The following is a 22,561-nucleotide window of genomic DNA, read 5'->3' as shown; positions in this document are numbered from 1 at the left end:
GTTTTAACATCCTCCGCTCCACCTCTTTAATATGCCTGGGCAGACTCGACAGCCTCTTCCCTCTCGAAGCACGTATTAAGCGCAGCTTGCGCGCGATACCCGTCTACAAAATCAGCGACTTTCATATGAGATGGATATGGATTTGTATTCACCCAGTGCATCAGCTGATCACGGAACGTATCAGACCATCCGTAAAATTCGTTTGGCGGATCTGTCAGCAAGGTTTGCGGCATTTGATGACGCTCCACACACAAGCCATCACTGATCTCGTATTCGTTTTTCATGTTCGTATGGTATTTGAATACCTTGTCATGACCAACGACTTCAACACTAAATCCGCATTCCTCAGGCTGCGTGCTTTTGGATGTGACCAAGTGAAAGAACACTTGATTCTCCATCTGACCGAAAATTTCGGTATGATCATCCACCTGCACCTTTTTCTCTTCTTTTTCCTTTACATGTGTCAGCATCTTCGTATTAAGTGATTCTTTCTTCATGTCACTGCCAAATAAGTACCACAGCATATCAATTAAATGAATGCCCAGATCCCCTAATGCACCGCTCGTACGCAGACTCTCACTGCTGTCTCTCCATGAAAATGTCTTTCTTCTGAGGGCACTGTTTTTCTTAAAATGAGTCCTGACAGTCAAAATCCGGCCTAATTCACCATTGGTAATCAAGTTCTTCAAAATATTCACAAAGGATAAGTAACGATAGTTAAAGCCCATACTGGCTTGAACCTGGAACTGTTTGGCTGTCTCCACCATTTCCTCCGCTTCCTTCAGCGACACAGCCATCGGCTTTTCACATAAAATGGGCTGTCCTTCTCTTAGTGCCTGAAGGGCATGGTCTTTGTGACAAAAATTAGGGGAGGCAATGATCAACCCGTCAGATGCATCTGCTAAAGTTTCGATACTTGAATACACGCGTCCGCCATACTGTTTAATGAATCCTTGTGCAACTGACTCGTGTAAATCATAGACACCGGATAACTCTGCACCTTTGATTGTTGATAATGCTCTTGCATGTGCTTTTGCAATATTCCCTGCTCCAACAATTCCAATTTTCTTCATGAATGTGCCTCCTCATGTTTATACATCACTGTTTTCAGTGTTTCATAGATTCCTTTTGCATACCCATGATGACAAATTTGATGATGGTGCCGCTTGGCTTCGGCCGTCGCATTTTGGACGAGAAAACCATGCGTGACGGATTGAAGCATCCGCAAATCGTTCCCACTATCTCCAAAGGCAAAGCCTTGATCTTTCGATAAATCATATTGGTTCAGCATAAAGCGGACAATTTCATCCTTTCCTGTGCCGACTGGTAAAAAATCGACATCATAGCAATCAGCAGGGTCTCCTGCAAGCGGATTGCATTTGTTGATGTTGACCGCCACCCCGCGCTCTTTGGCAAGTGTTTGGATGAATGATAGATGATGAAGATCTGTCCGTTCATCCTGCTCCTGATAATAGAAATTCTTCTTATACCCTGAGCTGCCCAGCTGCGTTTGCGGTCTGAGATGAATTCCCTTTTCACGTATGGTTTCGAGGATGTCTTCAATTTTTTCATCTGAGAAGCCCTGTGCATCCAGCCGCTTCATCCACTCCGCATCTGGCTGTCCAAAACGAGCATCCGATGTATACACAATCTCAGTCCCTAAGTTCGACGCAATAAAATGCGGGAATTGATAAAAACCGCCTGTTTCCATTTTACTTGTGACAGAATCGAGGCTACTTCCCGTGACCCAGCCAAGCATGAGCTGTCCTGCTTCACTCTTTTCTGCCACAAAGGCTTCCAGCCGCTTGACATCCTCTCTCTGCTCATCGGTCATTTTGTGAGAATAATAGGTTTCATCAAAGTCACAGAAGACGATCCACTTCGGATTATCCGGCTGATTCAGCAGCTTTTTATTGAATGGAAGACTTGATAACATGATGAACCCCCTCGATGACCTTCTCCTGATCTTGCAGCGGCATGCCTGGATACAGCGGCAAGTGAAGTAATTCCTGTGCTGCTTTTTCCGTTTGTGAAAGTGTCGTTTGTTTATACTTTTGAGAAACAAGATTTGTTTGATGCTGATGCGATAGAATCGGGTAATAAACATCTGTTTCTATGCCCATTTTCAGCAATTTTGCTGCAAGCTCATCTCGCTCTCCCTTCATCACTCTAATCGGGAACAGATGCCAGACGTGATCATCCGTTAGCTTCGGAAGCTTCAAGTATCCTTCTTCCTCAAGCGTTTGTAGCTGGTCAATGTATCGCTTTGCTAAGTAGAAACGTTTAAAGTTTTGTAATCCTAAATACTTCATACGTTCGAGTCCGATCGCTGCCTGCAAATTATCAATTTTCGAATTAAAGCCATAGTCACTGCGTTTGACATTTTTCTTTCCTACTTCAAAGCCGTGATAGCTGATCTCCATGCATTTTTCCGCTAAGGCTTCATCATTTGTCGCGATGGCTCCGGCCTTGCCGCAGACACCAAGATTTTTGTATGGATTAAAGCTGAGAACAAGCCCATCTCCATATGCTCCAAGGCCAGTGCTCCCGATCGCCTGACAGCCATCTTCAATGATTTTTAGCCCATGCTTTTTTGCAATCGCCGAAATGGCCTTCATATCCGCTTGTTTTCCATATAAATGAACCGGAAGAATGCATGCCGTTTGATCTGTGATATGCTTCTCTATTTCACTCGGTGCCAAGCAGTAAGTATCTGGATCAATATCGGCATAGACTGGAACAGCACCAATCGCAAGCACTGCATTTTCTGTTGCAGCAAAGCTATTCGCTGGCAAAATGACCTCATCTCCTGGAGTGACACCTGCTGATATAAGGCTGATCATTAGGGCATCTGTTCCACTTGACGTGGCAATGACATATTTCTTCCCTAAGTACTCAGCGAGCTGCTTTTCAAACGCCGGGATATATGGCCCTGAAGTAAAACGGCCAGAACTCAATACTTCTTTCAGCACCTGCATAATATCATCGATTTCATCCTCTGAAATCAGTTTATCAACTGGCAGAAACGGTATCTTTTTTTCCTTATTTTGTTTATAATGGAAGAGAATTTTTTCCAATCCTGTGTGCCCTATATCTTGCTCGAGGAACGTCACCAGCTTTTCATTTGCTAGGTGCTTCTCAACTGAATCAGACTTTACTTGAACACCTTGATTGATCATATCCAGCAAAGGAAGATAATCCTTGCTTTTACCTGATATCTTCGTCAATATTTGCATTCCATTCCCTCCAATTAATCAATTCCATTTGTTAATATTTAACTTGTTTCACATTGTAAATGATGTTATCGATTTCAGAACAATAACTTTGTGTAAAGGATTTGTTAATATGTGTACAATTTATGAAATTGCCAAACGCTGCGGGGTTTCAACCACCACCGTTTCCAGAGTGCTGAATCATCATCCATATGTGTCAGAGGAAAAGCGCCAGCTCATTTTACAGGTGATGAAAGAAATGGAATATACACCGAGTTCAGCGGCTCGCACCCTTCGTTCACATCAGACAAAAACCATTGCTGTGTCTGTCCCGGCTGTGGACCATCCTTTTTTTGCACAATTCATTAAAGGAATTTCAAAAGAAGCACTGGATCAAGGCTATAAAGCCATCGTGCTTCAGACGTTTTATCAGGAATCATTAGAGCTTGAAGGGCTTCAATTATTAAAAAGAAGAGAAGTAGATGGGGTCATATTAGGGGCATTAGAAAATCCGTGGGAAAAGATCGAGCCATTTTTAACGAACGGCCCTATTGTCATGGCGAATGAATATCATCAAACAGCAGACATCCCGATTATTGGATACGATGAGCGGGAAGCTGCCTATAAAGCAGTTGACTACTTGATTCAGTCGGGGCGGAAATCGATCGGGTTTTGCTTTGATACAGAAAGCAGTGAAGCACAGAAACAAAGGAAACAGGGCTATCTCGATGCTCTTTCTGCACACGGCTTGCCGCTGCATGACGATTGGCTGTTCGGCGAGGCCTTCACCATTGAAGACGGTTTTCGCTTAATGGATGTCATCCATGACATGAAGAATGCACCTGATGCCATTTTCACCGGTAATGATCAAGTCGCAGCAGGACTCATTAAACAGGCCATTTCATATGGTTATCACATTCCTAAGGATCTAGCGGTGATTGGCTATGACAATCAAGATATTTGCGAGGTGACGGCTCCAACGATCACCACAATCGACATCCCGATCGTAGAGCTTGGCCAGCGGTCTGTGCAGCAAATAATCGAGATCCTGCAAGACCAAAAACCATTACAGCGTGAACATATCCAGCTGCCTACCCGGCTCGTTACAAGGGAATCGACATAAACAAAAAAGACTAAGAGCTGTCTCAGTCTTTTTTGGTGACAAAGGGCTAAAATGATCTTTATTTTAGCCCTTTGTTTTCCTTTTTTCAGCGTGATAGAAAACCTTTGCAGTCTAGGAAGGACGAGCAACGGAGCGGAGCGAATTTGACATTCGTGAGCACCGGAGCACAGGCCTGACAAAGAATGCGAAGGTTTGTCTACACGCTGTGACTGAGAGCTGTCTCAGTCTTTTTTTAAACCTATATAAATTGAGCAAGAATGAATGTCCATACACACACTATGCCGAGCAGGATGAAGCTGTACTTCACAGTCTTTTGGAAGAGCTCAGATTCTTTACCTGTTTCTCCAACTGCTGCTGTAGCAATGGCGATAGATTGTGGAGAAATTAATTTCGCCATGACCCCGCCTGTTGTATTTGCTCCGATTAACAAACCTGCTTGAGAGCCGATTTGAGAAGCAGTAACTGCTTGAAGGTTACCGAATAAGGCGTTGTTACTCACGACAGATCCTGTAATAAACACCCCGATCCAGCCAAGCACTGGGCTGACAAGCGGGAACAAATCGCCTGTTTTGGCAAGTGCAAGCCCAATGGCTGAACTTAGTCCAGCGAAGTTCGCCAAGTTGGCAAAGCCCATGACAAAACAAATAGTGAGAACTGGTACCCAAAGCTCTTTCACTGATGCTTTTAAGCAGGCAGCGCCTTCTGTTAATGTAATATGTCTGCTAAACAAACCTGTCAGCATCACCGCAATCAGAATGGCAGTACCCGTTGCACTGATCACATCAATTTTAAAGATCGCATCAATAGGTGTTGCTGTTTGTGCAATTGGTGGTAATTTTACAATTTGCTGATGCAAAAATGGCATTTTTACTAAAATGGTTGTCCAGTTGAACGGGCCTCCTACAGCAAACAATGCTTTAAATGCTGGCAGACTCCATACCGTAATCACGGCAGTTAAAATATAGAATGGAGACCATGCTTTCAGCACTTCAACGCCGCGATATGTTTGTTTCTGTTCAATGTCTGGTGCCCCTTCTTCACGATAAATATGTTTCGGCTGCCATTTTCGAAGAAATAAAGCCAAAATCCCCATACTTGCTAAAGCTGAAATAATATTGGCAAGCTCAGGACCCATTGTCACCATTGTGACAGCTTGCAAAATGGCATAGCTTCCACTCACAACAAGCAAGGCAGGGAGCGTTTCTTTAATCCCTTTGAATCCGTCCACAATGAGAATGAGTAGGAACGGAATACAGAATGAAATAAACGGAATCGTAAACACAAGGGTTTGAGATAATGCAAGCGGCGTCATATTGCCCATTTGCGCCCCTGTAATGACTGGGATACCCACAGCACCAAATGCGCCAGACGCAGCATTGGCAATTAAGCAGAGCATCGCAGCTTTCAGCGGTTTAAACCCAAGCTCTGTTAAGAGAGCGGCACTAATCGCAATCGGTACACCAAACCCAGCGGCTCCCTCTAAAAATGCGTTAAAACTAAAACCAATTAATAAGAGCTGAAGACGTTGATCTTGAGAGATTCCTGCAATACTAGAACGAATAACATCGAATTTACCAGATTTCACAGCAATTTTATAGAGCCACACCGCCATGATGACGATATATCCAATCGGCCACAGCCCATTAGATATACCGAGCAGCACAGCAGATAATGCCTTTTCAATTGGCATATGAAAGAAGAAAACCGCTGTTACAAAGCTGACGATTAAGGTAAAACAAGCGGCTAAAACACCTTTTAACTTAAATACGGTTAATGCAAGTAGGAAAAACAAAATTGGAAGCATTGCTACCAATGCACTCACGAACTCATTACCAAACGGATTATATATTTGCTGCCACATAGTGATTCATCCTTTTCTGCTCAGATAGGTTGCTTTTGATTAAAAATGAGGAGCCAAAATCTCTTTTAACACATTCACACTGTGCGCGAATTGTTCTTTTTCTGTATCATTCAGTGCAAGCTCTATCACTTCTGTTGCGCCATTTCGATTCACAAGGGCAGGTACACCAATGTAGACATCTTCTGCTCCGTACTCTCCATCTAAGTAAGTGCTGACAGTCAAAATACTGTTTTCATTGTGCAGAATCGCTCTTGTTATGCGGGCCAAACTCATCGCTACGCCGTAGTAAGTAGCGCCTTTTTTCTCAATGATTTGATAAGCGGCATGACGGACATTTTCCATCATCTCATCTAAATCTTCTTGTTTGTATTGATCATTTTTCTTCATTAATTCTGTAATCGGTACACTTCCGATATTCGCATGACTCCAAACAGCAAGCTCTGTATCCCCATGCTCTCCAATGATGTACGCATGCACATTGTGTGCCGCTGCGTCAAAGTACTCACTAAGCATGTATCTAAACCTTGCAGTATCAAGTGTAGTTCCGCTGCCGATCACTCGTTCTTTTGGCAGTCCACTGAATTTCCAAGTCGCATATGTTAAAATATCAACAGGATTTGTGGCGACTAAGAAAATACCATCGAATCCACTTTTCATCACATTGTCTACAATGCCTTTAAATATATTTAAGTTTTTTTCAACAAGGTCAAGTCTCGTTTCACCTGGCTTTTGGTTCGCCCCAGCACAGATACACACAATGTCCGCATCCTTACAATCCTCATAATCTCCATACCATGTGTTCACCGGATGCGGAGCAAATGCTTTCCCGTGGTTTAAATCCATGACGTCACCCATTGCTTTATCTTGATTCAAATCGATGACAACCAATTCATCTGTGATCACTTGATTTATTAATGTAAAGGCATAACTGCTACCTACAAAACCTGCTCCAATAAGTGCTACTTTGTTTACTTTTTCGTTTGTCATTTATCTCATCCTCCTGAGTAAAACTAGGTTGTTTTTCTTATGTGAAGTATTTCACATTCTTATTGTGCAACATTTCACAAACTTTTGCAAGGGTGTTTCTGAAAAAAAATATGTAGCGAATTTGTGAACACTCTTATTGTGCTTTCAAAGCGCTGTCTCCATGCATATTTCCACAAGAAAAAAGCTGCCAAGCCATTGTCAGCAGCTTTATACATGTTAATAAGGTCCCCAATTGATCATCACGCCGATGCAAATAAAGACAAGGCCAATGACAAACCAAATGAGCGCAAGAGGCACCATAAAACGAAGCCACTTCACATAAGGAATACCACTAGCAGCAAGCACAGCCATGAGCACACCTGACGTCGGATTGATACAGTTAACCACCCCTTCGCCAAGCATCACCGCTTCTACTGCGACCTGTCTTGTGATGCCCATTAAATCAGCCAGCGGCGCAAGAATTGGAATAAAGACAACCGCTTCTCCTGATCCTGATGAAATCAAAAAGTGAAGAAGTGCACTCGCAATATACATCCCGATCGCACCAGCAATTGGACTAAATCCTGTCAGCATACTCGCCAAGCCATTAACTACGGTATCAAGCAGCTTACCATTTTCCAAAATGACAGAAATACAGCGTGCCATTCCAACAATGAGTGCGCCGTAAACAAGGCTTTGACAGCCGGTGATAAACGTTTTCGCAATATCATTGGCTGCTAATCCGCCAAGCAGGCCAGCAGCAATTGCCATGAAAATAAACACACCAGCCATTTCCTTATCGGTCCAGCCAAGCTGAAGCGCACCATATAAAAAACCCCCAAGCGACAAACCGCACACCGCTAAAATCAGCTTATGTCTGCCGGTGAATTCAGGCTTGTCCACAGATTCCGCATCAGCTCCTCCAAGCCCTTTAGCAGGAAACCACTCGTCACCAAGCAGGCTCCCCTTTTCTTTATTTTTCAGGCGTTTTGTATATAAATAGATGTACACAATACTAGATAGAAGAAAACAAAGATAAATGATGACACGCAGACCAATACCAGAAAAAATCGGCAGTTCTGCAATCGTTTGTGATAAACCTAATGGAGATGGAGACAAAATGGTTGCGTTAAAACCTGCATAACAGCCGATGTAAATAACCGCCGCTCCCGCCACTGCATCCCACTTTAAAGAACGTGCCACAATGATTCCAATAGGAATAAAGCCAATGACCGAGTTCACCACAATTCCGGTCGTCCCAAGTACAGAAAACAATCCGCCAACAATACAAATAAACAATAGCTGTTTTGTTTGGAACCGGCTGATGACATTGTGAATCATCCCGTTAATGGCACCTGTCTTTTCCAGAATCGCAATGGTTCCGCCAGTAAAAAGAATCAGAAAAATAATAGAGGATGAACCAACCATCCCTTCTTGAATCGCTGTAAAAAAACCAACCGGACTAACTGGTGATTGATCAATACGGTGATAACTGCCAGGAACAGCTGTTGTGATCTCTCCTGACGTTTTCCGATCAAATTCACCGGCTGGTACAAAATACGTTGCGATTGTACAAATTAAAGCAATCATAAATAAGAGTACATACGCATCCGGCATCTGAAGTTTTCTTTTTTGTTTCTCAGGTGCTGATACTGTCGCTGTTTTCATCTGTCAAAACCCCTTTGTCCCGATTGGAATTTCACTTAATTTTCTGAATAATCAAATGATGTGTTATATTATAAACACTGATGATATTTAAGATCAATATTATTTCACTAAAAGAATATTTTGACAGATTATCTGTCAGCAAGGAGGCTATTCATGACAACTTTGACAAACGACATGCAGCAAACGGTGAAAGACATCTTTGATCACCTGCACGCCCACCCTGAAATCAGCTGGGAAGAAACGAATACGACGGCTTATCTTGAGGACTTATTAAAGAAAATGGGCTGTCAAACTCGAACATTTGACGACTGTACAGGGGTGATCGGTGAAATGGGAGAAGGTTCACCAGTGGTCGCTGTGAGAGCCGATATTGATGCACTTTGGCAGGAAGTAGATGGTGAGTTTCAAGCCAATCATTCATGTGGTCACGATGCACACATGACAATGGCTCTCGGCACCTTCATGGCATTAAAAGAAAAGGAGCTCCCAAACGGCACTATCCGGTTCATTTTTCAGCCTGCTGAGGAAAAAGGCGGCGGTGCGCTGAAAATGATTGAAAAAGGTGTGCTAGCAGACGTTGATTACTTATACGGAGTGCATGTGCGCCCAATTCAAGAAACATTAAACGGACGCTGCGCACCTGCGATCTTACATGGATCGAGTAATCATTACATCGGCACAATTATTGGTGAGGAAGCCCACGGTGCACGCCCGCATCTAGGGGTCAACGTCATTGAAGTCGCTTCTACCCTCGTGCAAAGACTCGCGCATATTCATGTCGACCCAAGAGTTGCACATTCTGTGAAAATGACCAACCTACATGCTGGCGGAGGTAGTTCAAACATCATCCCCGGCAAAGCTTCTTTTACATTAGATGTCAGAGCACAAACAAATGAAGTGATGGATGAACTAGAAAAAGAAATTGAAAGAGCCGTACATGCTGTAGCGGATGCCTTTGGCGCTTCCATTACCCTTTCAACAGATCATCGTCTGCCTGCCGCTACCTTAAATGAGGAAGCCGTTCAGATGATGTCTCAAGCCATTGAAAAGATTTTAGGGAAAGAACAGCTTGATCCTCCGATCGTAACGACAGGCGGAGAGGATTTTCACTTTTATGCAGCAAAGGTTCCGCATATCAAATCCACGATGCTTGGTTTAGGCTGTGATCTAAAGCCCGGTCTACATCATCCGTATATGACATTCGACCGCTCTGCTATTTTTACAGGCATTGAGATTTTGACTGAAGCTGTTTATCAAACCCTTCAGCAGCATTCATCATAAAATCAAAAAACCACCCGTTTTTTCTTTAAACGGGTGGTCTGATTGTTTTACGCATTCAAATCTGTCATGGCTGGGACGTTGATTTCTTTTACACAGGATACCCTTGATAAATGAATCACACATCTCGCAAGCTCTACTATATCCTGTACAGGAATTCTCGTTTCATCATATAGAGCGATGGCTTTTTCGGCACCATCTTCATATGGTACCTCTGCCGCCAGCTCTCCTGGATTAATACAGGTGACAGATATTTTATCTTTTCTCACATGCTCTCTTAGTGCATTCACAATTCCGCGCAGGCCAAATTTAGATGCAACAAAAGAAACTTGCGGTAGGTTTGTATGATCAAGTCCCGCCGTTGAACCAATCACGATGATTTTTCCATTCTCCGATTTTCTTACGTGCGGAAGCAGTGCTTGGATGTAAGTAATCGTAGACGTGACGTTCACATTGATTAAATGAGCGATATCCTCTGGCTGATCGTGATCAAATGAATAATCATCTTCAAAGCCTCGTTTTTCCCATAAGCCGACGTTATAGATCAGGACATCAATGGTTTTGTCCCCCAATGCTTCGATCATGTATGGGATATGAGATTGGCTTGATAAATCAATTTTCAGCCAAATTCTATGTACACCGTCATCTAATTTCAAACTGCTCGGTTCACTTCGAGACACAATCCAAACTGTATCTCCACTTGAAGGAAGACCTTTAACAAAAGCATCCCCTAATCCTTGACTTGCACCGAATATGATATAGTTTTTACTCATAGCTCCTCCTTCTACGTCTCATGAGCTTTCAGTCAGACAGTAGCTCATCTGTAAGCGTTTTATACCTCTATCATATAGGTTCTAAGATTTGGCTGCCTCTTTTATGCCTGTCTTTACTTTCGGTTACTTGATTTCCTTTAATTCCACTGGTAATGCGCGTTCCTCTATAAAGCATTGAACCATATCCATAAACAGTTCTTTCTTCTCAAACGTAAATGTATGTCCAATAGCGGGAACGACGACACCTGCTGCCTGCGGATGTGAATTCGTTATTTTCTTTGCTGACCGTTTCATGATGCCTTTTTCCTTTTCCCCCACTGTGACAAGAATTCGTGCCTTCGCTTGTTGAAACGTGTCTGGGAGCTTGTAATGGAGATTTTCTTGAAACATCGTCAGAAGGGTTTTCTTCTGCAAATTCTTCGAATCCGCCACATAGTGATTGAGTACATCGTTTGGAAGCCCCATTTTTTCAGCTTGGAGCTCGATAAACCAATCTTTCTTTAATAATGGATACGTAAGAGGTAAAAGAGGTCTCACCATCAAGTAAAGCCATGGCAGCGGCATTACAAGAGCGCTATTGATGACGGCTATGTCTACGATGTCAGGCTCTTTTGATAACACCTCAACGGCAACCTGTGCACCTAGAGAGAAGCCAACGAGTATTACTTTATGTCCGTGCGCATGCTGCTTGATCCATGAGATGACTTCAAGAGCACTTTCTCGCATGGAAAAGGACTGTTCATCTGCTCTAGTCCCGTGACCAATGAGATCAGGCGTATAGCATTCATACGCTTCTTTGAATGTTTTTATCTGCTCCTGCCACATCCAGCTACTTACTCCTCCGCCATGCAGGAAAATCATGATTGGCTTAACCATCATCGACAACTCGTCCACCTTCCTTATATATAAGAAAAAAGCAGCCGCTTTTTGAGCAGACTGCTTTTTCATATGCTCCCTTCTATTATAAGGGAACCTCATCATAATTGGCTATTTTTTCAAATCCTCAATCGAGTTGACGTTCTTCATATATGTCGGAACAACTAGACCCATGCGAAGACCTTTCATACTTGTGCCTAGATCATCATATTTTCCTTTAAACTTTGCTGCATACGTTTTATGCGTATTTGGCAACCAAGCTGATAACGAGGCATCCGCACTTCCAGTTGCAATTGCTGTCCACATTGGACCTGCTTCCACCTGAGTCAAGGTCACTTTAAATCCGAGCTCACGCAGTACTTCTGCAGCAACATTGGTACTTGCAATCTCACTATCCCACGCAACGTAGGCAAGATTGACTTTGTCACCATTCGATTTTTTCACGCCTTTTGTCCATTTCGCTACTTGGTCTTTATGTTTCTTCACATATTTAACGGCGGCATCCTTTGGATTGATACCATCTTGGATATCGATCATGACTTCGCCCATGTCATCTTGAGACCATTTAAACTGGCCAAGCATTTTGGCTGCTTCCGGCTGATCCTTTGCAAACCCTTTACGTGAAATCGTATGAATCTCTTCCGCTTCACCGTAAGATTTCTTCGGATCCTCTAAATATTTTAAATCATAGCGAGAAAACATCCAGTGTGGATTCCAGCCAGTGATGATGATTGGCTTTTTACGGTCGTAAGATTTTTTGAGCGTTGCAGTCATAGCTGCACTTGATGCAGACACAACCGTCCAATCCTCTAAGCCGTAATCCTTTTTCGCTTGATCCGTTAGCGCCATAATCCCTGAACCGGGATCAATGCCGATAATGGTTTTATTCACCTGCTGTGCTGCACTCGCATTAGAATCTGACTTTGCACCACAAGCGGCTAGTAAAAAGACAAGCAGGGCGGTCATCCCAATGTAGAGAGACTTTTTCCACATTAAGCATTCCCCCTGGTTTTTTTCGTTTTAATGTTTTGTGTAATACGGTCAAGTGTAATTGCCACAATGACAATGGCAATACCTGCTTCAAATCCAATTCCTGTTTTCAGCTGCGTTACCGCACTATATACTTCTGAACCAAGTCCTGGTGCACCTACCATTGCCGCAATGACGACCATTGATAGAGCAAGCATGATACTTTGGTTAATACCAGCTAGGATGGTTTTTGTTGCAAGTGGAAGCTGAACTTTGAACAAACGCTGGAATGTCGTTGAACCAAATGCTTCTGTTGCTTCAATTAAATCAGCTGGTACTTGTTTAATACCGAGAATCGTCATACGAATCGTTGGCGGCATAGAGAAAATAACCGATGCCACAACTCCAGGCACAACGCCAATGTTAAAGAAGAAGATGGCTGGTAATAGATAAACGAATGCAGGCATTGTCTGCATTAAATCTAAAATCGGTGTCACAATTTTACGCACAGTTTCCTTCTGTGATGCCCAAATACCGATCGGAACCCCGATTACGATGGAAATGACCACAGCTGTCAAAACGAGCGCAAGGGTTTGAAGCATTGGATGCCAGTAGCCTAAATAGTCAATCAGCAAGAATCCAATAAGTGTGAAAAGAGCAATTCCTCTTGTACTGATCCACCAAGCAATGCCGGCAAAAATAAGGGTTAAAATAATGGATGGAATCACACCAAGTACTGCCACAATTCCATTTACTGTACCTGCTAATCCATTTGTGATGCCATCAAAGAAACCGCCAAACGTTAATGTTAACCAGTCAACAAATTGATCGATGTAATCCGCGAACGGAATTCTAGGTAAATCACTCATACTAAACATCTTATTCTACCTCCTGTGCAGAAGGCTCTTGTGTTTTAATTTCCTCAAGCTTGTTAGAAGACATGTTGATATACTCATCATTACCTGATAACGCACCAATTAATGCACCTCTGACCACAATACCCTTCATTCTGTTTTTCTCATCGACAACGGCAATTGGAATGTTTGCCGCATCAGACACTGCATCAAAGATTTCTGTCAAATACGTAGATTCCAATACTGTCGTGAATTCTTTATCAAGAACAGTTTCAAGCGATGCTCCCATTTCTGCCGCCTTTTTCGCTGCTTGTGCAGAAATAACACCTAATAAATGCTTTTTCTTATCAACTGCATAGATTGACGAAATTCCAAGGTTTTTCATGAGCGTGAGCGCAACACGTGCCCCTTTGTCGAGCTGGACTGTTTCTGCACGTTTCATAATATGACCAGCGGTTAATACTTTAGAAAGGTCGACATCTTCAACGAAACGTTCAACATATTCATTCGATGGGTTCATCAAAATTTCTTCTGGTGTTCCGATTTGGACGATATTCCCGTCCTTCATGAGCACAATGCGGTCGCCAATCCGAAGCGCCTCATCTAAATCATGGGTAATGAAAATGATCGTTTTTCCTACAGATGTGTGAAGCTCAAGCAATTCATCCTGCATGTCTTTACGAATTAATGGATCGAGTGCGCTGAATGCTTCATCCATTAATAAGATGTCAGGGTCATTTGCTAATGCACGTGCCAATCCAACACGCTGCTGCATCCCACCACTTAATTGGTTTGGATACTGCTCTTCAAAGCCTTCAAGTCCAACAAGCTTTAAAGATTCAAGCGCTTTTGAGTGGCGCTCTTCTTTGTCTACACCTTGTAATTCAAGACCATACTCTGTGTTCTCAAGAATGGTGCGGTGCGGGAACAATGCGAAGTTTTGGAAGACCATGCTGATCTTTTTCCGTCTGACTTCACGCAATTGATCCTTTGACATATTTGTTATCATATCCCCATCAATATATATTTCGCCGGAGGTTGGTTCGATTAACCTATTTAGCAGCCGCACAAGTGTGGACTTTCCGCTCCCTGATAGCCCCATGATGACAAATATCTCGCCGTCATACACATCAAAATTTGCTCGATTGACACCAACTGTTGCGCCGGTCTCTTTTAGGATCTCTCTTTTTGTTTTTCCTTTTTCAAGCATTTGAGTTGCTTTTTTAGCATTTTTACCGAAAATTTTAGATACATTATTTATCTTGATTTTGATATTTCTCTCTTCAGAATTCATATTTTCCCTCCAAATTAGCATCTTTATAACCGTAACATAAGCGTTATGATGCGAACAATCTTTAGAATTCGCTTATTTCCGCACAATATGTATGAATTCCATATAAGAGGTCTGGTGATTAGAGTTTATACGCCGTATTACTCGTAAATCCTATAGAATGCTTCATAAACAACATATTTTACGGGGTATTTCCTCTCATCAGACAATATTTTACTTGAAATTCCTAATTGTGCTAAAAAATAACTCAAATCCTCACCATAGCGAACTTTTTCGAACATGGGTGAACCATTCCCCTGAACAGGATTTACCCGAAAATGGTCACATAGAAACCTTTTTCATTCAAATTTTAATTAAAATATTAATAAACTGCCTGCAACTTTAGTTACAGACAGCTTATTTTTTAGGACTCTAGTGCAGCTCGCTTAATATTATCTTGCAATTCAAGCATACGCTTTGTTCCATCTTCGCGTAATCGTTTGTTTTCTTCTTCGATCTGTTTTGTCTCTTTCATCCCTTGTACAATCGTATTAAAGGAAGATTCGATCGTTTCAATGTCGATACTTGGACGTCCAGACAATTTGGCAATCTCTACACTTTGGCTTGAGATGTTTTCAGCATTTCGTTTCAGCATTTCATTTGTTCTTCTATCCAGCTCACTCATTGAATCAGCCACAAGCTTTTGTCTCTTCGCTGTCACAGCTTGAATGATGCCATTTTTAAAGATCGGAATCGTGATAATGAACGCTGAGTTGATTTTACCGATTAGTTTCGTATTCCCACGCTGCAGCAAACGAATTTGCGGTGCTGTTTGAAGAGCCACCATCCGTGCCATATCAAGGTCATATACACGCTCTTCCAACGCTTGAATGCCGTTACGAAGTGTATCAAGCTCCATTTGTGCGAGCTGGTTTCCACTAGCTGCTTTTTCTTCATAAGAAGGAACCAATTGCTTTAATTCCTCGATTTTCATTTGACCTGCAACGACATACTTTTCAAGCTCCATATAGTATTGAATGTTATGCTCATACATTTCTTCAAGCGTCACAGTCGATTTGGTCATTTCGTCTTTATATTTACTGATCTCTACATTAATTTTTTCAATCTCTGCACCGAGCGTTTGATATTTACTGAAAATCTTTTCAATCATGCTGCCGCCGCGCTTAAAGATTTTTGACAGTAAACCACCCTTTGGCTCGTCAAAATCATTTTTATCAAAACGATCCATAATTTTTCCAAGCTGCGTCAGCATCGTTCCTGAGTCAGTGACACTAGTTGAACGCATCATCGAAAGAATACGATCAGAGAACTTAGAGATTTCAACGGCCGGCTGTTTTCCGTATTCAAGCAGCTCCAGCTGATTTTTCGCATCGATCTGTCTCGCAATATTTTGCACTTCTGGTTCATTTCGAAGCTGAACGCGAATATCGTCTGCCTTCTCAATGGAGATTTCCTCTTTATCAATTGAAATGATGTCATTTCCGTTTGTATTTGTCATAAGCTTTGATCTCCTTATCGGTTTTTAATGGATTGAAATAATTTTCTAACGATGGACGGCTCTTTAAACTCCTGGTTCATAACCATCTCATCAAGCCAATGGGTATCAAATAATTGGTCATCTATATACCGCTCAATACACTGGTATCCCGCCGGATGATACACGAAGAGATCCACACCCATTTCATTTAGAAAAATCAGGGCAGCCGCATCAGAACGAGTCAGCTCACCATTATATTCCGTATGATATAAAATCACTTTCGGTACGGTTTGTGCATAATCAAAGGTTTGAATGAGTTCAATGAGCTCCTGGCCGATATGCAGTACCTGTTTGAATAAATAAATACGGACATCTAATTCAGTCTCATTGCCTTCTTTTAATAGCTTCGGATGCTGACAGATTCGAGATATCGCCTCTGCTATCGCACGCTGCGTCCCCTCATATAGATGAGAAAACTGCCACACGTTGCTTTTCATTAATAATTCAGGATCAATCTCTCCAGCAGACGAAAGGGCATGCTGATAATGAAATTGATAATTCGAAGACACTTCTTTCGTAAAAGGAAAATGGCGAATGGTCTTCGTCTCTTTCCATTCCATTAACGTGTGGATACGATCCCAGTATTCACGCTTGTCTCGTGTGACTCCCATCATTTTCGCAAAGAGATTCGGAATCTGTATCGTGTCGCGGTCTGCTTGAAAATTAGGGCGGATAAAGGAACGTTCCTTTGCAATTAAAAACAGCTCATCATACGTTGTCTTCAGCGTAATAGAATGAGGAGTATGATCTCTGAATTGCCAAGGCTTATACAGCATTGAATCTTCCGTGTGGAGCACCTCTTCAAGCTCTCTTGTCGAGCGGTACGCCACCGTTGACTTCCTCTCAGGCTTTTCAGTAGGGAACGGTTCCAGCTTTGAAGTCCCCGGATACTGATCAATAAAAGTCAGCTTTTCTTCTGGATCTAGTTCGCGGAACGAATCCTCGCCCTCTGGATGAAATAGCACAACATCACAGCCAATCAGCATGACATAGTAAAGAAAATAAAGCTGACTTTTATTCGCCTCTCCATACCAAATGACAGCCGGCATTTTTTCTTCTATATTGACTTCCTTCAGCCATGGACCTAGATGATTATTTGAAAACTTCACTACATCCAGGAGTACCCGGCGGAAATCGGGATGCTGAAATCCCCCTTCATGCAGCTGTTTGAAATGCTCAAACACCTTGATCAATGAAAGGCGGATATGCCGGTTCATCACAGGGTTTGGATGGCGTACAATCAGCTGTTCACCATCTAAGAAAGCCACAAAGCGATTCACAGATAATCCCTTTTCTTCTTGGTTAATCAAATGAATGCGTTGAAGCGCTTGAAAATGCTCCGGCTCAATATGACGATTGAGCGTTTCACTTAAAATGTGAACGCCATCTGTTTCATATAATTCATGTAAATAAATAAAATAATCGGTTGCATCATGCGGAGTTCCAAGGACCCGGGCGGCGAGACGCGGCAAGGACAATGTATGCTCGTCCTTTACATAACCGTCTCTTTCAGGGAGCGGCTTTTTCAGCACGTTTTTCCAGGCTTCCTGCTCCGCCCGTGTTTGGTTAACATTGATTTCTTTATAACTCACGCCGCTCCTTCCTTTCTCCTATATTTTCTCGAAAGCTACTACTATCATATCATTCACCCTTCTACTTCTGCTATCGAATCGAAGGCTTTTTTGCGGTCGTCATCTGGTTCATGACACAAGCGGTGATTTCATCTGCTGCTGCCATGCCAGATGCTGCTGTCGGCTCAAGCAATGGATCAAAGTCGAGCACTTCTCCATGCCTTGGGGCAAAGCCCATATCTGCCTGACGAATGAGACCTGCATCTAAGAGGGAATCACCCGAACCGTATACATATTCAAGCTCCAGCCGCTCCTTTAGAAAAGCAACAGCATCCCACTTATTGAGCGGTGACGGAATAAAGTAAAGCTTCCGTCCTTGTAGAGACACCTGCCAGCCTCTCTCCTCGCCCCACTGCTTCAATTCAGCAAGTGGAATGCGAGACAGATACTCATCTTTCATAATCAAATAAAGAAATCTTCCCTCGGCTGTCCGGGTACGCTTCACCCATGCTGCAACTGGAAGTTCGGAGATGGCTCTTAGCATCTCTCTGACTGACATACACGCTTTGAGCCTCTCATCAACGATGACCTGCCAATCCTCAAGCGGCTTGCCGTGATGCAGGATACAGCCCCCATTTGTCGTGATGGCATACTCCGGTTTGAGCTCTTGTTGAAAGAAGGTGATCCGTTCATACTGAGCGGTCGTTCTTGTCGTCACTGGAATAAACCAGCCCAATTGATGAATCTTCTGCAAGGATTTTTTCGTTTCAACCGACATATAGGAAAGCGGACGTTCATCCAGCATCTCAACTAAATCATAATCTCCTTCATACTCATACTGATCCAGCACTCGGTGTGAGTAAATCAGTGTCCGGTCTAAATCGCTGGCAAACACACTTGTCTTCATGACGTCTGCTCCAGCGGACGAATGAGTCCACAGCACGTATAGGACATATTGGCATATTCAATGACAGGAACGCCTCTGTCCTCTGCCAAAAGCAAAATATGCTTTAGCTTCTCCTGAGACCCAGGCTGAATCAAGATTTTCCAAGGGATTCTTCTCAGCAGCACACGAGTCGTCTCACCAACACCTGGCTTAATCAAATGGGTGTTTTCAATTTGAAACTCCTGACCGATCGCTTCAATGGATGCCATCCCTCGCCAATCCGCAGGCATTCCGTGCGCGAGGATGGTTTCTGCTTTCTCTTCTACATTTGGTTCGAGGCTAGAAAATGCTTCTTCGATTGTATCCACATACAGATTGGACACATCCTCTTCAAGAAGCTCTTCATAATATTTTGCCCCATGGAAATCATCGGCATTGATCCAGCGGTTGTTTAGTACGGTACGACTAACAAGTCCAGATACAGTTGAATTCAGGCAAGCACTTGGAATGAGAAAATCCTCTCTCGTTCCGTAGACATGTGTACAATAGCCAGGATCAGCGAGTACAGCCAGTTCACTAGAAAGACGAATACCGTATTTTCTTTCAAAATCAATCACCGCTTTTTGAAGCTCTCTCGAAATCGCACCTTTTCCGGTCCATCCATCAATAAAGGCAATCTCATAGCCCGGATGTTCCTTGAGCATATAATGTAGCGCATTCTCATCTATTCCTCGATCACGAATAATCGAGATGCTGTAATGAGGCAGTTCAAGACCATATGTCTTTCGAATATATCGTTTGATAAGTACCCCGATCGGCGTTCCCGCTCTAGCCAAACTGCAAAGCACCGTTTGGAAGCCTCGCTTTTTCACAATCTGTTCTGCTACAACAGCTACTGCTTCTGCTACCTTCTCCTTACTTTCTTTCAGAGATTCATAGAATAAATCCATATAAGATTCCGTTGGTTTATATTCAATCGGCAGCATTTCTGAATAATGGGCACCACTCTGAATCGAACGTTCCCGCTCCTCTGTACTTTTCTCCATCTCAATGGATGATAAATCTTTGAGTAAGAAGGTTACATCCTGCTCTGGATAGCTTCCCATCTTTGTATACACATTAGCCATTCACCTTCACCTCGTCTGATAAAGTCACAATATGCACATGCCTCACATGCCGCTCGGCAAATAAATGAACAAGCGGAAGCAATGCCTCCTGAGAGACCTTTTTCTCAAAGAAGAGAAATACATCATCGTATTGACCTTTTGGTATGTTGTACACGTAGTGCTGAATTCGAGCATCCTCTGGACTCACAAAGGTGAACCCATTTTGAACAGCGTATCCATCCTTTTCAACGGGATGAATTGGGCTTCTCGTCGTTGAATGAAAGAGAACACCTTCTCCCATATGTGCAGCCACTCTCATCGGCACATACATCAGCTCACCAGTTCCTAAACAAAGTGTCTGCTTTCCTTTGCGTTCCTTCTTCAGTTTCAGTCCAGCCTCTGCAGCTGCTTGGTCGATGGCTGCCGTATCTGCTGCGTTTAAACCAAAACGACCCGTTTCATGTATATATGGCGAATGACCAGCCGAATTGGTTGCATGAGAACGTGCATACGGTTCTTGCTGAAAGAAGGATTGAAGGGAGTGAACAGAGAGGCTTGGCAGATCCTTTTGCTCAGCAATCTCATACGAATAAGCTGGTTCATCCAGCGTTTTGCCGCGAAAGACCATTTGCCCTTTTAATAAAGACAATGAGGTGATATGAATGCCAAGCTCCTCTTCAAGCTCACACATGGCTTTCTCGTGCTTCTCTGTCCGCCAGTCTAAAATAGAAAGAATCGTGTAAGAATGTCGCGGGTGCTTTGCATGAAGGTCCCGAATGATATTGATATTCGTACGGCCTGTCGTGACTTCATCATCTACTAGCACGACGGGACGGTCTGTGCGAAGTAATGCTTCGTCTGCATAACAAAGCTGATCCGTTGCATGAGAATGCTCTTCTTCAAATACCAATGAAGGATCAAGATCCAGGAGCTGTTCACGTGTCGTATGAATGTAAGATGCTCCTTCTAATACGTCATACACACCGTGACCAAGAGCTGTGGCTGTTTCTGCAAAGCCGATCACGATCGGCTGTTTTCCTATTGAAAGCTTCTCTTTTTTGAGCGCTTCGTAGGCTTTAGTTAATACCGTGTGGTCATCCGTCTTGAGTGCTTCTACTAAAAGCTCTTGATGCGGAGACGTCTTGCCTGTTTGCTCTTTGGCATAAGCCATGGCTAAAAGACCCGAGACAAGGAGCGGTTTTACTGGATGAACAGGAATGTGCTTACCGAGCACCTTACTAACGAATAAAAAGGCTCTTTTTTTGTTCACCCTTGCTGCCATGTCAAAGAGATGCTCTTTTTCTAGCTGAAGCGCACCTTCTTTGAGAACAAGCTCAACTTCCATATGTTCCAAGATGCTCAGCGTATGCGGCTTCTGCTTCTGTGAGTATGTCGATATAGCTTCTATTTTCATGAAACACCCCGTAAATATCTGACTTCATTAAAATGTGCTCTGCCCATCTGTAATGGGGCTTCGTTTCATTCATTTTATTAGAGAAGGTACTCTTCATTACGCCAACTGTGCCGTCTGCATGTTCAAGAATGCTTAATGCATCCATATACTCTTCCTTCGTCACAACATACATGCTTTGAACCGGCTTGAGATGTGTTGGATGAATGACCGTCTTTCCATGAATGCCGTTAGCCACATCGAGTTTTGTCTCCTTGAGTAAACCTTGTACGTCATCAAATTCAGATGAAGACGATTCACCACTCTTATGAGAAAGTGCCCGGATGAATGGTTTTTGTTCCTTTCGTGCAGGGCCAAAATGCTCCCACACAGCACCTGATACCACAAAGGAACGGCCAAAATAATTGATGATATCTGTGATCAGATCAGCAATCAAATTAATTTCATAAATGGTCGTGTCACGATCACGGCGAATCCCGTACAAACCGCAAAGATCTGTTGCCCCAATGCGAATATTCAAAATATATTCCTCGTCATTCAGCAAGATCTGCTTTAACTCTGACAACACCGTATATCTTGTTTCTTTTTCTAGTAAATCAGGTGTTTCCAAAATGGGCATCCCATAAAGTGTTGTCTGCGTTTGGGACGATGCCTGTTTCAGACTGTCCAAATAATCCTTCGCATTATGAACCGAGTACTTCGGGAACACAAAACCGGTAAGTAATTGAAGAGAGGAACCGAGCAAGTCTGCCATTTTGAGCAGCTGTTTCGGCGAACGAACGCGAATAAATATAAGAGGCAAATGTTCAGCCGTTTCAGGCGCATGCGTGACTTTCTCTTTGAGACTGGCCAGTTGTGCCACTAGATTCTGTTCAGCCATGTCCACTTCTTGATCACCGATGGCATCCTCCAAGCAAAATACAACAGAGCAAAGCGCTTCATATTTCTGCGACAGCAGCATATCTGCTATATCTTGTCTTGTCGCAGGCATATACAAAGTAGCACCTAATGCATGCGCAAGTACATGCCTCGGTGTCAGTGAATGCATCGCCCCCGGCCGCTTGAAAAAAAGATCGTGCTGCCTCGCCTCTGATAAAAAACGAAAATACCGCATGCTGTGCCACCTCCTGTTGTTTAGAGAAAATCAATAACCTGATGATTCAAAAAAGATGGAGCCGC

At 43.0% G+C, this 22,561-nt stretch carries 19 protein-coding genes; 2 read left to right on the top strand and 17 right to left on the bottom strand.

Translation table 11 applies throughout. From position 1 onward, the window contains the following. Positions 1 to 26 precede the first annotated feature (26 nt). Genes MHH54_RS01790 through MHH54_RS01780 form a run of 3 tightly spaced genes read right to left on the bottom strand, consistent with a single transcriptional unit; the run spans position 27 to position 3,236 of the window. Positions 27 to 1,073: a Gfo/Idh/MocA family oxidoreductase gene (locus tag MHH54_RS01790; protein WP_342500601.1), complete on the bottom strand. Its 1,047-nt coding sequence runs from the start codon at positions 1,071 to 1,073 to the stop codon at positions 27 to 29. Further along, positions 1,070 to 1,936, bottom strand: coding sequence for an HAD-IIB family hydrolase (locus MHH54_RS01785; protein WP_003217257.1), 867 nt, complete (start codon positions 1,934 to 1,936; stop codon positions 1,070 to 1,072). The genes MHH54_RS01790 and MHH54_RS01785 overlap by 4 nt, the downstream gene beginning before the upstream one ends. Beyond that, positions 1,911 to 3,236 carry a DegT/DnrJ/EryC1/StrS family aminotransferase gene (locus tag MHH54_RS01780; RefSeq protein WP_342500600.1) on the bottom strand — a complete coding sequence of 442 codons (1,326 nt, stop codon included), beginning with the start codon at positions 3,234 to 3,236 and terminating at the stop codon, positions 1,911 to 1,913. Before MHH54_RS01780 ends, MHH54_RS01785 begins: the two co-directional genes overlap by 26 nt. Positions 3,237 to 3,345: 109 nt before the next feature. Here MHH54_RS01780 and MHH54_RS01775 point away from each other — a divergent pair, with 109 nt between their 5' ends. Next, a complete protein-coding gene (locus MHH54_RS01775) occupies positions 3,346 to 4,335 on the top strand; it encodes a LacI family DNA-binding transcriptional regulator (protein ID WP_106029641.1) in 990 nt (329 codons plus the stop codon). A 238-nt stretch (positions 4,336 to 4,573) separates the two neighbouring features. Here MHH54_RS01775 and MHH54_RS01770 read toward each other — a convergent pair whose 3' ends face one another. From MHH54_RS01770 to MHH54_RS01760, 3 genes are all read right to left on the bottom strand, one after another. Next, complete coding sequence (locus MHH54_RS01770; protein WP_003216990.1) at positions 4,574 to 6,196, bottom strand: L-lactate permease; 1,623 nt, start codon at positions 6,194 to 6,196, stop codon at positions 4,574 to 4,576. Between the two features lie 39 nt (positions 6,197 to 6,235). Continuing rightward, the gene (locus MHH54_RS01765) at positions 6,236 to 7,183 is read right to left on the bottom strand and encodes an L-lactate dehydrogenase (RefSeq protein ID WP_003217251.1); all 948 of its coding nucleotides are present in this window, start codon (positions 7,181 to 7,183) and stop codon (positions 6,236 to 6,238) included. Between the two features lie 216 nt (positions 7,184 to 7,399). After that, positions 7,400 to 8,830 carry a YfcC family protein gene (locus MHH54_RS01760; RefSeq protein ID WP_106029642.1) on the bottom strand — a complete coding sequence of 477 codons (1,431 nt, stop codon included), beginning with the start codon at positions 8,828 to 8,830 and terminating at the stop codon, positions 7,400 to 7,402. Positions 8,831 to 8,983: 153 nt separating this feature from the next. Here MHH54_RS01760 and MHH54_RS01755 point away from each other — a divergent pair, with 153 nt between their 5' ends. Further along, positions 8,984 to 10,111 (top strand): M20 peptidase aminoacylase family protein, encoded by a 1,128-nt coding sequence (locus tag MHH54_RS01755; RefSeq protein WP_106032920.1) that lies wholly within the window; start codon positions 8,984 to 8,986, stop codon positions 10,109 to 10,111. Between the two features lie 47 nt (positions 10,112 to 10,158). Here MHH54_RS01755 and MHH54_RS01750 read toward each other — a convergent pair whose 3' ends face one another. From MHH54_RS01750 to MHH54_RS01700, 11 genes are all read right to left on the bottom strand, one after another. Continuing rightward, complete coding sequence (locus tag MHH54_RS01750; protein ID WP_050943293.1) at positions 10,159 to 10,881, bottom strand: SDR family oxidoreductase; 723 nt, start codon at positions 10,879 to 10,881, stop codon at positions 10,159 to 10,161. Between the two features lie 123 nt (positions 10,882 to 11,004). Beyond that, positions 11,005 to 11,829 carry an alpha/beta hydrolase gene (locus MHH54_RS01745; RefSeq protein WP_003217161.1) on the bottom strand — a complete coding sequence of 275 codons (825 nt, stop codon included), beginning with the start codon at positions 11,827 to 11,829 and terminating at the stop codon, positions 11,005 to 11,007. Between the two features lie 39 nt (positions 11,830 to 11,868). Next, positions 11,869 to 12,750: a glycine betaine ABC transporter substrate-binding protein gene (locus tag MHH54_RS01740; protein ID WP_106029644.1), complete on the bottom strand. Its 882-nt coding sequence runs from the start codon at positions 12,748 to 12,750 to the stop codon at positions 11,869 to 11,871. After that, positions 12,750 to 13,595, bottom strand: coding sequence for a glycine/proline betaine ABC transporter permease subunit OpuAB (gene opuAB / locus MHH54_RS01735; protein WP_034620780.1), 846 nt, complete (start codon positions 13,593 to 13,595; stop codon positions 12,750 to 12,752). Before opuAB ends, MHH54_RS01740 begins: the two co-directional genes overlap by 1 nt. A gap of 10 nt (positions 13,596 to 13,605) precedes the next feature. After that, positions 13,606 to 14,874, bottom strand: a complete 1,269-nt coding sequence (opuAA, locus tag MHH54_RS01730; protein ID WP_003216978.1) for a glycine/proline betaine ABC transporter ATP-binding protein OpuAA — start codon at positions 14,872 to 14,874, stop codon at positions 13,606 to 13,608. A 400-nt stretch (positions 14,875 to 15,274) separates the two neighbouring features. Next, complete coding sequence (locus MHH54_RS01725) at positions 15,275 to 16,369, bottom strand: toxic anion resistance protein (protein ID WP_003217200.1); 1,095 nt, start codon at positions 16,367 to 16,369, stop codon at positions 15,275 to 15,277. A 14-nt stretch (positions 16,370 to 16,383) separates the two neighbouring features. Further along, positions 16,384 to 18,000 carry a YceG family protein gene (locus tag MHH54_RS01720; RefSeq protein WP_003217097.1) on the bottom strand — a complete coding sequence of 539 codons (1,617 nt, stop codon included), beginning with the start codon at positions 17,998 to 18,000 and terminating at the stop codon, positions 16,384 to 16,386. A 70-nt stretch (positions 18,001 to 18,070) separates the two neighbouring features. Further along, entirely contained in the window at positions 18,071 to 18,886 is an 816-nt protein-coding gene (locus tag MHH54_RS01715) for an HAD family hydrolase (RefSeq protein WP_342500599.1), read from the bottom strand. Then, complete coding sequence (locus MHH54_RS01710) at positions 18,883 to 19,992, bottom strand: cysteine protease StiP family protein (RefSeq protein ID WP_106029646.1); 1,110 nt, start codon at positions 19,990 to 19,992, stop codon at positions 18,883 to 18,885. The genes MHH54_RS01715 and MHH54_RS01710 overlap by 4 nt, the downstream gene beginning before the upstream one ends. Continuing rightward, positions 19,985 to 21,316: a phosphoribosyltransferase family protein gene (locus MHH54_RS01705; RefSeq protein ID WP_342500906.1), complete on the bottom strand. Its 1,332-nt coding sequence runs from the start codon at positions 21,314 to 21,316 to the stop codon at positions 19,985 to 19,987. The genes MHH54_RS01710 and MHH54_RS01705 overlap by 8 nt, the downstream gene beginning before the upstream one ends. Next, positions 21,306 to 22,496, bottom strand: a complete 1,191-nt coding sequence (locus MHH54_RS01700) for an HpcH/HpaI aldolase/citrate lyase family protein (RefSeq protein WP_106029648.1) — start codon at positions 22,494 to 22,496, stop codon at positions 21,306 to 21,308. Before MHH54_RS01700 ends, MHH54_RS01705 begins: the two co-directional genes overlap by 11 nt. Between the last annotated feature and the right edge of the window lie 65 nt (positions 22,497 to 22,561).

Source organism: Bacillus sp. FSL K6-4563 (assembly GCF_038630405.1).
GTDB lineage: Bacteria > Bacillota > Bacilli > Bacillales > Bacillaceae > Bacillus > Bacillus pumilus.
The sequence above is the reverse complement of the archived record's forward strand: the minus strand, read 5'-3'. Positions and strand labels throughout refer to the sequence as shown.